The 13,748-nt window shown below is 72.1% G+C and carries 13 protein-coding genes and 3 pseudogenes; 8 read left to right on the top strand and 8 right to left on the bottom strand.

The window, feature by feature from the left end:
• Positions 1-44 precede the first annotated feature (44 nt).
• The 4 genes and pseudogenes from LIV37_RS02995 to LIV37_RS02985 all read right to left on the bottom strand — a co-directional run bounded on the left by LIV37_RS02995 (position 45) and on the right by LIV37_RS02985 (position 2,335).
• Positions 45-793, bottom strand: a pseudogene (locus LIV37_RS02995) (aldo/keto reductase).
• Positions 794-824: 31 nt separating this feature from the next.
• Positions 825-1,028, bottom strand: a complete 204-nt coding sequence (locus tag LIV37_RS52465) for a hypothetical protein (protein WP_373920585.1) — start codon at positions 1,026-1,028, stop codon at positions 825-827.
• 98 nt (positions 1,029-1,126) lie between these two features.
• Positions 1,127-1,786, bottom strand: a pseudogene (locus LIV37_RS02990) (acyl-CoA dehydrogenase family protein); the annotation flags it as partial.
• 129 nt (positions 1,787-1,915) lie between these two features.
• Complete coding sequence (locus LIV37_RS02985; RefSeq protein WP_020865612.1) at positions 1,916-2,335, bottom strand: hypothetical protein; 420 nt, start codon at positions 2,333-2,335, stop codon at positions 1,916-1,918.
• Between the two features lie 362 nt (positions 2,336-2,697).
• Here LIV37_RS02985 and LIV37_RS02980 point away from each other — a divergent pair, with 362 nt between their 5' ends.
• The 7 genes from LIV37_RS02980 to LIV37_RS51670 all read left to right on the top strand — a co-directional run bounded on the left by LIV37_RS02980 (position 2,698) and on the right by LIV37_RS51670 (position 8,664).
• Positions 2,698-3,267 (top strand): GNAT family N-acetyltransferase, encoded by a 570-nt coding sequence (locus LIV37_RS02980; protein WP_158634951.1) that lies wholly within the window; start codon positions 2,698-2,700, stop codon positions 3,265-3,267.
• Between the two features lie 171 nt (positions 3,268-3,438).
• The gene (locus LIV37_RS02975; protein ID WP_121826268.1) at positions 3,439-4,791 is read left to right on the top strand and encodes an NtaA/DmoA family FMN-dependent monooxygenase; all 1,353 of its coding nucleotides are present in this window, start codon (positions 3,439-3,441) and stop codon (positions 4,789-4,791) included.
• Positions 4,788-5,348: a GNAT family N-acetyltransferase gene (locus LIV37_RS02970; protein WP_020865609.1), complete on the top strand. Its 561-nt coding sequence runs from the start codon at positions 4,788-4,790 to the stop codon at positions 5,346-5,348. The genes LIV37_RS02975 and LIV37_RS02970 overlap by 4 nt, the downstream gene beginning before the upstream one ends.
• Before the next feature lie 392 nt (positions 5,349-5,740).
• Positions 5,741-5,848 (top strand): putative leader peptide, encoded by a 108-nt coding sequence (locus LIV37_RS52010; RefSeq protein WP_309471128.1) that lies wholly within the window; start codon positions 5,741-5,743, stop codon positions 5,846-5,848.
• A 77-nt stretch (positions 5,849-5,925) separates the two neighbouring features.
• Positions 5,926-7,143: an LLM class flavin-dependent oxidoreductase gene (locus LIV37_RS02965; RefSeq protein WP_121825876.1), complete on the top strand. Its 1,218-nt coding sequence runs from the start codon at positions 5,926-5,928 to the stop codon at positions 7,141-7,143.
• A 19-nt stretch (positions 7,144-7,162) separates the two neighbouring features.
• A complete protein-coding gene (locus LIV37_RS02960) occupies positions 7,163-8,539 on the top strand; it encodes an NtaA/DmoA family FMN-dependent monooxygenase (protein ID WP_020865605.1) in 1,377 nt (458 codons plus the stop codon).
• The gene (locus LIV37_RS51670; RefSeq protein ID WP_020865604.1) at positions 8,536-8,664 is read left to right on the top strand and encodes a hypothetical protein; all 129 of its coding nucleotides are present in this window, start codon (positions 8,536-8,538) and stop codon (positions 8,662-8,664) included. Before LIV37_RS02960 ends, LIV37_RS51670 begins: the two co-directional genes overlap by 4 nt.
• Here the strand turns inward: LIV37_RS51670 and LIV37_RS02955 are convergent.
• On the bottom strand, positions 8,628-9,737 hold the full coding sequence (locus tag LIV37_RS02955) for an LLM class flavin-dependent oxidoreductase (protein ID WP_121826269.1): 1,110 nt from the start codon (positions 9,735-9,737) through the stop codon (positions 8,628-8,630). The genes LIV37_RS51670 and LIV37_RS02955 overlap by 37 nt on opposite strands.
• Before the next feature lie 433 nt (positions 9,738-10,170).
• On the bottom strand, positions 10,171-10,620 hold the full coding sequence (locus tag LIV37_RS02950) for a TlpA family protein disulfide reductase (RefSeq protein ID WP_214662963.1): 450 nt from the start codon (positions 10,618-10,620) through the stop codon (positions 10,171-10,173).
• Positions 10,621-10,814: 194 nt separating this feature from the next.
• Here LIV37_RS02950 and LIV37_RS02945 point away from each other — a divergent pair, with 194 nt between their 5' ends.
• Positions 10,815-11,225, top strand: coding sequence for a DUF4395 domain-containing protein (locus LIV37_RS02945; protein ID WP_020865601.1), 411 nt, complete (start codon positions 10,815-10,817; stop codon positions 11,223-11,225).
• A gap of 22 nt (positions 11,226-11,247) precedes the next feature.
• On the opposite strand, the gene LIV37_RS02940 is transcribed toward LIV37_RS02945, so the two are convergent.
• Together LIV37_RS02940 and LIV37_RS02935 are read right to left on the bottom strand one after the other, a co-directional pair.
• Positions 11,248-12,675 (bottom strand): PLP-dependent cysteine synthase family protein, encoded by a 1,428-nt coding sequence (locus tag LIV37_RS02940; protein WP_020865600.1) that lies wholly within the window; start codon positions 12,673-12,675, stop codon positions 11,248-11,250.
• A gap of 143 nt (positions 12,676-12,818) precedes the next feature.
• Positions 12,819-13,502 (bottom strand): annotated as a pseudogene (locus LIV37_RS02935) (S8 family peptidase); the annotation flags it as partial.
• Positions 13,503-13,748: the final 246 nt, after the last annotated feature.

Genomic DNA, 13,748 nt, shown 5'->3' with positions numbered 1-13,748 from the left:
TCACCTCCTGAGCTCCTGAGCTGAGCCCTGGTCGGCGGTCCGCGTCAGTCGCGCACGGCCGGGCGGCGGCGGGCGGCCGGGTCGGTGAGCGACGGCGGCTGGTAGCCCTCGTCGGCCGGGCTGATCGTGGTGCCGGGCGGCACGATCTCGTCGATCCGGTCGAGCACGTCCCGCGAGAGACGGACGTCGACGGCGCCGAGCTGGCTCGTCAGGTGCTCCTGGGTGCGCGGGCCGATGATCACCGTCGAGACGGCCGGGTGCTCCAGCACGAACGCCAGCGACAGGTGGATCAGCGACAGGCCCGCCTCGTCGGCCAGCTCGGCGAGCTGCTCCGCCGCCTCCCGCTTGCGCTTGTTGGCGGCCAGCTCCGGGTCGTGCCGGTGCGGCTGGCGCTCCAGACGGCTGGACACGGGGTGTGCCGTGTCCCCCTTGCGGTAGCGACCGGACAGCCAGCCACCGGCCAGCGGGCTCCACGGCAGGACACCCAGTCCGTACCGCTCGGCGACGGGCAGCACCGCCCGCTCCGCCGCCCGGGCTGGCCGTGGAACTTGGTCGCGAGGAACACCTCGTTGCGGCGGCCGGCCGCCAGCGCCTTGCCGACGATCTCCTCGTTCTCGCCCTGGGAGTACACATCGGCGGTGTCGATGACGTTGATGCCCGCGTCGAGGGCCCGGTGAATGATCTGGACGGCGTCGTCGTGGTCACGGTTGGCCCAGGCGCCGAAGTTCATCGCGCCGAGCGTCAGGGGGCTGACCTTCACGCCGGTACGGCCGAGGGTGCGGTACGTGGTCATGTCTTCAGTGTCTTCCTTCTCTTGGACATCGTCAGAAGAACCCCGTCAGCGGCGGGGGTTCGGCGTTGAGGAGGTAGTCGCCCACCACACGTGCCTTGTGGGCGATCGGATTGTGGCTGACCAGGGTGCGCGCGTTGCGCCAGTGGCGGTCGAAGTTGAACTCGCGCCGGGTGGCCGAGGCCCCGCCCACGTCGTACAGCCGCTCCGCCGCCCGCAGGGCCGCCTGGGCGGCCACCACCTGCGCCTGCGCCACCTCGGTGGCCGCCTCGGCGAGCGCCGGTTCACCGCCCGCCACACCGTCCTCGCCGTGGGGCCGGCGAGAGCGCGGTCGATGGCCGCGGCCGCGCGCTCCACGGTGGCCTCGGCCCCGTACCCGAGCGCCGCCATCTCGCCCACGGTGTGCTGCACGAACGGGTCCTGGACCGCGTGGTCGACGCCGCTGTGGCGGACCGCGCGGACCCGGTCGCGGGCGTAGCCTACCGCGTCGCGCACCGCGTTCTTGGCGATGCCGGTCTCCACGGCGGCGAGGAAGAGCTGGTGGTACGCGCCGAGATGGGTCCGGCGCACCCCCACGGCCTCGTCCACGACCACCTCGTGCGGGTGCACCGCCACGTCGTCCAGCTCCGTGGTGCCGCTCGCCGTCATGCGCTGGCCCATGCCGTCCCAGTCGTCGATCAGCCGAAGCCCGGGGCGGCCGCGGGGGAGCACCACGCGGACCCGCCGGTCGAGGTGGTCCTTCGCGGCGATGACCACCCAGTCGGCGAACAGGCTGCCGGTGCTGTGGTACTTCGTGCCGCTCAGCCGGTAGCGGTCGCCGTCGGGCACCAGCGCGGTGTGGATGTCGCCGGGGTGCTTGGCGGTGGCCTCCCCGGTGGCGTTGCCGAAGAGCTCGCCCGCCAGCGCCGCCGCGAACCACCGCTCGCGGTCCTCCTTCCCACTGTCGCTGATGAGCTTCTCGACGAACCCGAAGTGCGGCCGGAGCGCCTGTGCCACATTGGACCCGTACGGCAGCTCCCGCTCGGCCTCGCGGCGCGCCGTGTCGGCGGGGAGGGAGGCGGTCAGCTCCGGTACGCGGTCGAGGACAATCCCGTACCGAGACGGCCCGACGGGCCGTGGTGGTGTTCATCGGGCCGTGGCCCCCTTCTGCCCGGAGGGCTCGTAGGACGACGCCGGTACGGGGAGCCCCAGGTGGTCGCGGAGGGTGGTGCCCGTGTAGCCGTGGCGGAAGACGCCGCGTTTCCGCAGGATCGGCACGACGTGGTCGACGAAGGTGTCCAGGCCGTCGGGCAGCGCGTCGGGCAGCAGGGTGAAGCCGTCCACCAGACCGGCCGACCACCAGCCGGTGATGTCGTCCGCGATCCGTTCCTGGGTGCCGACGACCGAGCGGTGGCCGCGGGCGGGCGCGCCGAAGGAAGGAGGCGGGCCGGCCCCGAGCGGGAATGAGGTCAGTGAGAGAAACAGGCGGCGCTGGTGATCACCATGTGATCGACCGTGCGGCGGCGCGTGCAGAGAAGAGTCCGCGACATGGGATGGGACGCTCACACGCCGTCCGCCGAGGTCAACAGCGGACCGCATGGTGAGATGCGCGGTGTGCCCGGCCGCCGGGTGCCGTTCCGTATGCTGGTCGCCGCTTGACCAGCACACGAACGCCGGTGTTGGGTGACGCCCATGGCCTCCACGCTTCTGGTGTCCCGCCACCACGTCGACCTCGGTCGAGTGGTGAGCGCGCAGTGTTGTTGAGGCATTGACGGCTGCCCGCCGGGGCGCCTTATCCCAGCTGTTTCTTCGCGTGTGATCCGTCTGCCCGTAAGAGGCCGCACTCCCGTGCGCCATGAGGCATGACGGCGCGTCAACTTGTCTGCGTCGGCTCCGAGGAGCCCCACGCCTCCCATGAGGAAACCACCGTGACCAACACGACGCACGTGACCGCATCCCCCACCGGGAATCCCGCCTCCCACCCGGCGCCCACTTCGCCCAACCGGGTCCGATGGGCGGCCGTGGGCTGGGACGACCCCGCCGCCGCCGAGCTGCGGGCACTGATGGACACGGAGATCAAGCCCCGCTACGCGGCCTTCGGGCCGCGTCCGCATCTGCCGCCTCCGCCCACCGCCGGCGAGATGGCCGTCACCTGGGTCGCCTTCACCGGCTCCGGCGAACCCGTCGCCACCGCCTCACTGCGCGCGCTGCCCGGCGACCGGTGGGAGATCAAGCGCGTCTTCGTCCGGGCCGGACACCGTGGCCGGGGGCTGGCCGCGGCGGCCCTGGCCGCCGTCGAGGCGTCCGCGGCCGAACGGGGCGTCGCGGAGCTGATGTTGCAGACGGGTGTCCGGCAGCCGGAGGCCGCCGCCCTCTACGCACGCGAGGGCTGGTACCGCATCCCTCCCTATCCGCCCTACTCCCGCGACCCGTACAGCGTCTGCTTCGCCAAGTGGCTGCCCGCCACCGGCCGTGCGGAGCGGGGCGGCCATGCCTGACCCCCGGCGTCTCGCCGCCGTCCTGACCGCCCCGCGGCTCCTGGCCCGATGTGCCCCCACCGGCTCGGGACCCCGCGCCTCGGCCTCGTCGGCACCGGCTCGTTCACCATCGACGGCCACGCCCGCGCCCGCCGCGCGCGCTCTCCGTCTCGTCATCACCGGGAGTCCGGCATGAGCGAACCCGCCAAGCAGGTACACCTCGGGGCGGCCTTCCCCGGGGTGAACAGCCACACCGTCTGGAGCGATCCACGCTCGGGCAGTCAGATCGACTTCTCCTCCTTCCGCCATCTCGCGCGGACCGCCGAGCGCGGAAAGTTCGACTTCTTCTTCCTCGCCGAGGGGCTCCGGCTGCGCGAGCACCGCGGGGAGATCTTCGATCTGGACGTGGTCGGCAGACCCGACACCCTGCCCGTGCTGAGCGCGCTGGCGGCCGTCACCGACCGCGTCGGCCTGGCCGGGACCGTCAACGCCACGTTCAACGAACCCTTTGAACTCGCCCGGCAGTTCGCGACGCTTGACCACCTCTCCGGCGGGCGCGCCGCATGGAACGTGGTCACCTCCTCGGACGCCTTCACCGGCGCGAACTTCCGCCGCGGCGGCTTCCTGGACCACGCCGACCGGTACACCCGCGCCGCGGAGTTCGTCGAGGTCGCCCGCGAGCTGTGGGACGCCTGGACCCCGGACGCGGTGGTCGCCGACCCCGCCGCCGGGCTCTTCGTCAAGGACGGGGCCATCGCCGAGGTTCGCCACCGGGGCCCGCAGTTCGACATCGCCGCGCGTCCGACGGTGCCGCACGGCCCCCAGCGCCACCCGGTGCTGATCCAGGCCGGAAACTCCGGCGACGGCCGGGAGTTCGCCGCCGCGACCGCCGACGCGATCTACACCATCCACGCCGAACTGGCGATGGGTCAGGCCTTCTACGCCGACGTCAAGGGCCGGCTCGCCGCGTACGGCCGTGCTCCCGGAGATCTGAAGATCCTGCCCCAGGCCACCTTCGTGCTGGGTGACACCCAGGAGGAGGCACGCGAGCGCGCCCGCCACATCCGCCTCCAGCAGGTTTCCCCGCAGGGAGCGATCGCGCAGCTCGAACAGGTATGGGGACGCGACCTGTCCGGCTACGACCCCGACGGACCGCTGCCCGACGTCGAACCACTGGCCGACGCCGCCGGTGTCACCCGCGGCCGGGCACGTCACCACCGCGACCCCCTCGCGGTGGCACGCCACTGGCGTCAGGTCGCCGTGGCGAAGCAGCTGAGCATCCGCGACCTGGTCATCGAGGTGACGGGCCGCCACGCCTTCGTCGGCACACCGGCGCAGGTGGCCGAAGAGATCAACACCCATGTGCAGAGCGACGCCTGCGACGGGTTCATCGTCTCCGGGCACCTCACCCCCACCGGACTGGACGAGTTCGTCGACACCGTGATTCCCGAACTCCAGGAACGCGGGGTGTTCCGCTCGGAGTACCACGGCACCACTCTGCGCGATCACCTCGGCCTCGGGCACGCCCAGGCCCCGGTCCGATGAGCGACATCCGCATCCGCACCGCCCGCGCCCATGAGCACGAACGGGTCGCGGCCGTCACCGTCGACGGCTTCCGCGGCCGCAACAGCGCACCCCGCCCCGAACGGCTGGCGCTGCTGCGCGACACACCCGGCCGCGCCGCCGCCGGAGACCTGCTGGTGGCCGTGGACGAACCGAACGGCACACTGATCGGCACCGCGAGTCCGCTGCGCCCCGGCACCGCGTACGCCCGCCTCGCCCTGCCCGGCGAGGCGGAACTGCGCCTGCTGGCCGTCCTGCCCGAACACCGTGGCCGCGGAGCCGGCGGTGCGCTTCTCCTCGAGGGCATCGGGCGCGCCCGATGCTGGGGCATGCGCGCCCTGGTCCTGGACACCGGCTGGGACAACGTCGTCTCCCAGCGCGTCTACCAGCGGCTCGGCTTCATCCGTCAGTACGCCCGTGAAGAGCGCGAGAACCGGCACCGGCATGACTCTCCAGGCGCGTGGCGGGGCCCCGGCGGCTCGAAGCCCGGTACCGGACGGTGGACGGGGCCCGTGGCTGAATGCGCCACGGGCCCCTGAGGCGATGGCCGCGCCCTCCGAACGGTGGCGATCAGAGGGTGCTCTGAAGGCCCGCTGGGCGGTAGGAACTGGAGATCCGCAGCAGGTCGATGTGCAGCCGCCTGGTCAGGGGGCGAGGCCGGAGCGGGTGCGTCGGGCGCGAATGCCGACGGGCCCGTGCCCACGTGCCGTCAGTCCGGGACATCTCCACCGATCCCGTCGTCGGGGTGGAGCGCGTCAGCGGGGTCGCCCGCACTTTTGTCGGGTTACCCATGGACGTCGGGGAATATGCCGCGACCCCGTCCGAGTTCACGATTGCGTGAGGTCACCGGCCTCACGTAGCGTTCCGAGATATCAGCCAGGGCCCGAAGGCCCGTCGGGAACGGGAACGGGAGGCGATGGTGTCGCGGCCGATGACCAGCCCGCCCGCGCCGACTCCGGCCCTGGGCCGGGGCGTCCACCTGTACTCCCGGCACCACATCGACCTGCTGCGCGTCGCGGGCGCGCTCTGTCGCCGCTGACCTGATCACCTCGAGGACACCGTGCCCTCCCGATGAGGCGCGGTGATCACCCATGGCCGACCAGGGAGGCACCCTTCGTGTCCGATTCCTCATCCACCCCCTTGCACCTCGCCGTCGCCCTCGACGGGGCGGGCTGGCATCCGGCCGCATGGCGCGAGCCGGAGGCCCGGCCCCGGGAGCTGTTCGACCCGGCGTACTGGACCGACGTCGTCACCGAGGCCGAACGCGGGCTGCTCGACTTCGTGACCTTCGAGGACGGGCTCTCGCTCCAGTCCTCGCACCGCACCGAGCCCGACGGCCGCACCGACCAGGTGCGCGGGCGGCTGGACGCGGTGCTCATCGCCTCCCGGGTCGCACCGCTGACCCGGCACATCGGGCTGGTGCCGACCGTCGTCGCCACCCACACCGAGCCGTTCCACATCTCCAAGGCGATCGCCACCCTGGACTACGTCAGCACCGGCCGCGCGGGGCTGCGGATCCGGGTGTCCAGGCGGCGCCACGAGGCGGAACACTTCGGCCGCCGCACCCTTCCGCGCTTCGGCCCCGGGGATCTGGACACCCCGGCGGTCCGGGAGCTGACCGCGGACCTCTTCGAGGAGGCCGCCGACTACATCGAGGTGGTACGCCGCCTCTGGGACAGCTGGGAGGACGACGCCGAGATCCGGGACGTCGCCACCGGACGCTTCATCGACCGCGACAAGCTGCACTACATCGACTTCGAGGGCAGGCACTTCAGCGTCAAGGGCCCCTCGATCACCCCCAGGCCACCCCAGGGACAGCCGGTCGTCAGCGCACTGGCCCATCAGAGCGTGCCCTACCGGCTGGTGGCCCGCTCCACCGACATCGGTTACATCACCCCGCACGACACGGACCAATCCCGCGCCACCGTCGCCGAGATCCGCGCCGCCCAGGCCGCGGCGGGCCGCGCGGCGGAGCCCCTGCACGTCTTCGGCGACCTGGTGGTGTTCCTCGACGACGAACCGGGTGCCGCGGCCGCCCGGCGGGAGCGCCTGGACGCCCTCGCGGGCCATCCGTACACCCCGTACACCAGCGACGCCAAGGTGTTCACCGGTACCCCCGCACAGCTCGCGGATCTGCTGCTGACCTGGCAGCGGACCGGACTGTCGGGCTTCCGGCTGCGCCCCGGTGTGATCGGCCACGACCTCGCGGCGATCACCCGCGGCGTGGTGCCCGAACTCCAGCGCCGCGGCGCCTTCCGCCGGTCCTACGAGGCCGACACCCTGCGCGGGCTGCTGGGCCTCGCCCACCCCGCCAACCGCTACGCCACCGCCTGAGCCGGAGGGACCACCGACCATGAGCACACCGCTCAAGCAGATCCACCTGGCGGCCCACTTCCCCGGCGTCAACAACACCACGGTGTGGAGTGATCCGGAGGCGGGCAGCCATATCGAGTTCAGCTCGTTCGCCCACTTCGCGCGCACCGCCGAGCGCGCCAAATTCGACTTCCTGTTCCTCGCCGAAGGGCTGCGGCTGCGCGAACAGGGCGGGGAGATCTACGACTTGGACGTGGTGGGGCGGCCGGACACCTTCACCGTCCTGTCCGCGCTCGCCGCCGTCACCGACCGCCTCGGCCTGACCGGCACCATCAACTCCACCTTCAACGAGCCCTACGAGGTGGCCCGCCAGTTCGCCAGCCTCGACCATCTGTCGGGCGGGCGCGCCGCGTGGAACGTCGTCACCTCGTGGGACGCCTTCACCGGGGAGAACTTCCGCCGCGGCGGCTTCCTCCCGCAGGACGAACGGTATTCCCGGGCCAAGGAGTTCCTGGCCACCGCCACCGAGCTGTTCGACTCCTGGCAGGGTGACGAGATCGTCGCCGACCAGGCATCCGGCACTTTCCTCGGCGACGCGCGGGCCGGCGCCTTCGCCCATCAGGGACAGCACTTCGACATCGCCGGGCAGTTCAACGTCCCGCGCAGCCCACAGGGCCGCCCCGTGATCTTCCAGGCCGGTGACTCCGAGGAAGGCAGGGAGTTCGCCGCGGCCGGCGCCGACGCCATCTTCAGCCGGTACAGCACCCTCGAGGAGGGGCAGGCGTTCTACACGGACGTCAAGGGCCGCCTCGCCCGTCATGGCCGCACCCACGACCAGCTGCTGATCCTGCCCGCCGCCACGTTCGTCCTCGGCGACACCGACGCCGAGGCGCGGGAGCTGGCCCACGACGTACGCCGCCAGCAGGTCAGCGGCGCCACCGCGATCAAACACCTGGAGTTCGTCTGGAACCGCGACCTGTCCGCGTACGACCCCGACGGCCCGCTCCCCGACATCGATCCGGACCCCGGTGAACACACCGTCGCCCGCGGCCGCGCCCAGGTGCGGATGTACCGCGATCCGCTGGCCGTCGCCCGGGAGTGGCGGGAGCTGGCGGCGGCGAACAAGTGGTCCATCCGTGACCTGGTCATCGAGACCGGCAACCGCCAGTCGTTCATCGGCTCCCCGGCCACGGTCGCCGAGACCATCAACTCCTTCGTCCAGGCCGATGCCGGCGACGGCTTCATCCTGGTACCGCACATCACCCCCGGCGGGCTGGACGTCTTCGCGGACACCGTCGTCCCGCTGCTGCAGGAGCGCGGTGTGTTCCGCACCGAGTACGAGGGCACGACCCTGCGCGACCACCTCGGCCTTGCCCACCCCGGCACCGAGACGCACCGGGAACGGGCCGCGTCATGAGGTTCCCGGCCGTCACCCTCCAGCGGCGACTCCTCCAGCAGCCGGGCGCGGAAGCGCGGGACTACGGCGAACAGATCGACGACATCTCCTACGAACTGCTCGCCGAGGAGTGGCAACGCCGCTGAGCCGGGGCGGAAGCGCCCAGCAGGGGAAGCAGTTGGTCGCCGATCCGGCTGATCTCCCGCTGGTAGGGCGTGTCGGACAGGACGAAGTGGGTGATGCCGAGCCTGCGGTAGCCGTGCAGCGCCCGGGCGACGTCGTCGGCGGAGCCGACCAGCCAGGTGGTCCCCGCTCCGCCACCGCCGAACGTGCCCGGGGTGGTGTACAGGCAGGTGTCGAGCACCTCTCCGCGCTGGGCGAGATCGAAGAGCCGCTGCTGCCCGACCGCCGTCCTGCGGTTCCCCGTCCATGTGGTGTCGCCCGCGGCGGATGCCATCTTCGCCACCTTCTCCTCGGCGGCACGCCATGCCTCCTCGGTGGTGTCGCGCACCAGCGTCGTGATCCGCAGCCCGAACTCCAGCGGCTTGTGCCGTCGGCCCACCTGCTCGCTCAGTGCCTTGAGCCGGTCGATGCGTTCGGCGAGCCCGTCGAGTGGTTCTCCCCAGAAGAGCTGCACATCGGCCTCGGCCGCCGACACCCGTTCGGCGGCCGAGGACGCGCCGCCGAAGTAGAGCGTCGGATGCGTCCGCCCGCCGGTGGGGTACGGGCGTGGAGCGACGGTTGAGCCGGTGACCTGGAACTGCTCGCCGCGGAAGGTGACGTCCTCCTCGGTCCACAGGCGCCGCAGGAGATGCAGGAACTCCTGCGTGCGGGCGTACCGTTGCGGGGGTTCGACATTGGTGTCGCCGTAGGCGGCCGGGTTGTCCAGCCCGCTGACGATGTTGACGAGGACGCGTCCCCGGCTGAGCTGGTCGAGCGTGGCCGCCGCACTGGCGAAGTTCGCCGGATGCCAGTAGCCGGGGCGGATCGCGATCAGGGGTTTGAACGTCGTGGTCCGGGCGGCCAGCGCCGTGGCGACGGTGAAGGTGTCCGGGCGCCCCCATCCGGTGCCGAGCAGGGCTCCGTTCCAGCCGTGGTCCTCTGCCGATCGGGCAAGCTCGGTCGAGTACTCGATGGACCCCCAGCCGGTTGTCGTGTCGTCGCCGCGGTGGCCCGGTTCGACGGTGTTGGGTATGTACCAGAGAAATTCCAGGCTCATGATGGTTCCGATCGCTGCGTGGCCGGTGTCGGCACGACATGAGCCGGGCCGGTCATGGAGGGTGGTGGAGACGGCGCCGCCGAACCGCCACCCGTCGCGGGAGCGCGTGGCCCGCACACAGCGGGCCGGACACGTCGCCGGCCGTCCGCGGCCTCTCATGCGCCCGGAGGTTATGGGTGCGACAACCGGACCGAGTGGCGACGTGCCGCTTCACGGAGCGGGGCGGGCGAAGGCCCTCGCAGGTCAAGGCGAACATCGTGGAACGCGACCGAGGCGTTGAATCGTGTCCGGATGACGGGGCGGCGCGGCGGATCCGAGTGGAGGATCAACACTGTGCGCTGGACACGCGAACGAGGTCGACGCAGCGCTCGCTGGTAAGGAGCGGGACCTCATACATGTGATCGAGTTTCTGCGTGAGCGTTGAGAATGTCAATCACGGCGGGGGAGTGGTGGCCCCGGTCGCCTCGCCGATGGCCGCCAGCACCTCCGCGCGCCGGGGCTGCCCGGATGCCCTGCCGACGACCCGGCCGGCCCGGTCGAGCACCAGCACGGTCGGCGTCCGCAGGATTCCCAGCCGCCTGACCAGCTCGAGCCGGTCCTCCGCGTCGATCTCCACATGCGCCGTACCCGGCATCGTCCCGGCGATCTCCGCCAGCAACCGCCGCGTCGCCCGGCAGGGTTGGCAGAAGGCGGTGGAGAACTGGACCAGTGTGGCCCGGTCCCCCAACTCGGCCCCGAGCTCCGCCGCCGACAGACGCACCGCGCCATCGCGCGGCCGCGCCCGGAGTCTTCCGCCGCGCGTCGCACGCACGACTCCGAAGGCGCTCGCCAGAAGGAGCGCCGCGGCACACACCACCAGACCGGTCACGCCACCAGTCTGCATCCACAGGGCCCCTTCCCGGGCAACCGGCCGTCGTCCGTCGACACCGCTGCACTAGCATGACCGCCATGGACTCCCCCCGTTCGCCGCGGCTGACCAGCCGCCGTGTGGTCGACCTCTGCCGGGCCACGGCCTCCCGCTGTCGCTGACACCCGCACCGGTCATCGCCCGCCCTCCCTCCTCCCGGAGTCCTGCTCATGCAGATCGACCCGCGCGGCCAGCGGTTCGCCGCCGTGCTCACCACACTCGTCCTTGCCGCGGTACTGATAGCCGACAGCGGTGCCCTGCTCGCCGTGCAGACCGTGGTCTTCGCCCTCGGCGCGTTCGCCGGCTTGCGGTACTCCCCGTACGGCCGGCTGTACCAAGTGGCCGTTCGGCCCAGGCTTTCTCCGCCCAGTGAGCTGGAGGACGCCCGGCCACCCCGCTTCGCGCAGGCCGTCGGCCTCGGCTTCGGCCTGGTCGGCACCGTCGGCTACCTCACCGGCGTCCACTGGCTGGGCCTGGCCGCGACCGCGCTCGCCCTCGCCGCGGCCTTCCTCAACGCGGCTTTCGGCTACTGCCTCGGTTGCGAGATGTACTTGCTCATCCGCCGCGTCCGAAGCGCCTGACGAAGCGCCTGACCACGCGTTCTCAGGTCGCCCGGCTCGCCGGTCCCGCGGCGCGGGCAGGGGGGACGTGGCCGGTGGTCCGCCGCAGTGCGTCGTGGGTGACGGTGCCGGACACACGGCCGTCGATGAGGACCCAGGCGGTGCCGGTGCCCGTGGCGAGCCGGGCGGCGGCCTCGTCGACGGGTTCGCCGATGCCCACGGCCGGGGGCGAGGGGAGGAGATGGTCGTGGAGCGGGGCGGCGGACGCCGAGGGATCCCTCGCCACCAGGGCGCGGAGCGCATCGGGCCGGACGGCGCCGATGACCTCGGAGACATCCGTCGTCGCGTTGTCTCCGGAGCGGGGGAGGCGCACCGGGACGAGCGCTCCGGCGGCGGTGAGCGCGTCGGCCACGGTGGCCGTGGAAGGAAGGGCGGTGAGGGGGGCCGGGCGGTCGCCGAGGGCGTCGGCGACGGTCGGCGTTCCCGGGAGGTCCTCCAGGAAGCCGAAGCGCCGCAGCCAGTCGTCGTCGAAGTACTTCGACAGATATCCCCGGCCCGAGTCCGGGAGCAGGACCACCACCAGGTCGTCCGGGGTGAGGGTGGCGGCCACCCGCAGCGCCGCGGCCACCGCCGTGCCCGCCGAGCCGCCCGCGAGGATGCCCTCCTCGCGGGCCAGTCTGCGCACCATCGTGATCGACTCACGGTCTCCGATCCGCTCGAACCGGTCCACCACGGACTGGTCGTACGACTCCGGGTACTCGTCCTCCGCGGTCTGCGGGTGGAGGTAGTGGCCGATGCTCTCCACGTAGTACGGACTTCCGTCGCCGCCGGAGTACGTGGACGTCAGCGGATCGGCGCCGATCACCCGGACCTGGCCGCCGCTGGCCTCCTTGAGGAAGCCGCCGGTCCCGGTGACCGTTCCGCCCGTGCCGACGCCGACGACGAAGTGGGTGATCCGGCCGCCGGTCGCGGCCCAGATCTCGGGGCCGGTCGTGGTCCGGTGGGCCTCCGGATTGGCCGGGTTGTCGTACTGGTTGGCGTACCAGGCACCAGGTGTCCGCGCGGCCAGGCGCGCGGCGACGTTGCGAACGTGTTCCGGATGCTCACGCGGGAGCGCCCCCGTGGTGACGACCACCTCGGCGCCGTATGCCTTGAGCGTCTTGATCTTCTCGGGGCTCGTACGGTCCGGGACGACGACGATCGACCGGTAGCCCCGCTGAGCGGCGATCATGGCCAGCGCCATCCCGGTGTTGCCGGAGGTCCCCTCGACGATGACACCGCCGGGCGCCAGTGCCCCGGACTTCTCCGCCGCCAGGACCATGCCCAGCGCCGCCCGGTCCTTGACGCTGCCGGCGGGGTTGAAGAACTCCACCTTGGCGTAGACGGGCGCGGGCACCCCGGAGGCGATCCTCGTGAGTCTGACCAGCGGGGTGTCGCCGACAGCGTCGAGCAGGGATTCGTGAAGAGTCATGGCTCCGCCTGAGTGAGGCCCGGTGCGGGCCGTGGATATCGGTCGGTTGACAGTCTGGTCCGTACAGCGGAGTGCCGCCCGCCGGGTGGGACCCGGCAGGCGGCGGGTGTGATCAGCGGAGGTCCGGTGCGCCGATCAGGGTGTCACTCCACGATCTTGAGCAGTTTGTTGGGCGAGCCCGAACCGATGCCGGAGAGCGCCCCCGACGTGGCCCCGTCCACCAGCGCGCTCCCCACCTCGGACGGGGAGGCGGCGGTGTGGCCGGAGAGGTAGATCGCCGCGGCGCCCGAGACGTGCGGGGCGGCGAAGGAGGTCCCGGAGCCCGTGTAGGTGGCGGTGTCGGAGGTGTTCCAGCCGGCCGTGATGTTCGAGCCCGGGGCGAAGAGGTCCACGGTCGAGCCGTAGTTGGAGTAGCTCGCCCGCGCGTCGGTGTTGGTGGTGGCGCCGACGGTGAGGGCGGTCGGCACCCGGGCGGGGGAGTAGTTCGCGGCGTTGGCGTTGGAATTGCCGGCCGCGATGGAGTAGGTCACCCCGGACGCGATCGACTTGGTCACCGCGTTGTCGAGGGAGGTACTGGCGCCGCCGCCGAGCGATACGTTGGCGACGGACGGGCCGGAGTGGTTGGCGGTGATCCAGTCCACGCCCGCGATGACACCGGCAGTGGTGCCGGACCCGTCATCGCCGAGCACCCGGACCGCCACGATCTTCGCCTTCTTGGCCACGCCGTAGGTGGTGCCGGCGACGGTCGTGGCGACGTGCGTGCCGTGGCCGTAGCCGTCCTGCGCCGTGGTGTCGTTGTCCACGAAGTCGACTCGGTCGCGGGCTCGGTGGCGAGGACCATTCCGCCGTTTACGAGGTTCTCTCACCGGGAGGAGGCGGTGAGCCACCGCCCGGGTGAACGGGGTGCGGGCCGCCACGACCGGGACCCCCGGCTGGTGGCCCGCCCGCGCCCGCCCGCGCCCCTGTTCCGCCGGCGGGCCACGAGGGGTACGTTCACCTGCGTGCCTCGTGCCCGTCGGCCGGTGCCGCCCCGGTTCAGGACCACGCCACCGCACGCAGCGGCGCCGGGCCGC

Origin of the sequence: Streptomyces rapamycinicus NRRL 5491, assembly GCF_024298965.1 — a bacterium.
Taxonomy (GTDB): Bacteria; Actinomycetota; Actinomycetes; order Streptomycetales; family Streptomycetaceae; genus Streptomyces; species Streptomyces rapamycinicus.
The sequence above is the reverse complement of the archived record's forward strand: the minus strand, read 5'-3'. Positions and strand labels throughout refer to the sequence as shown.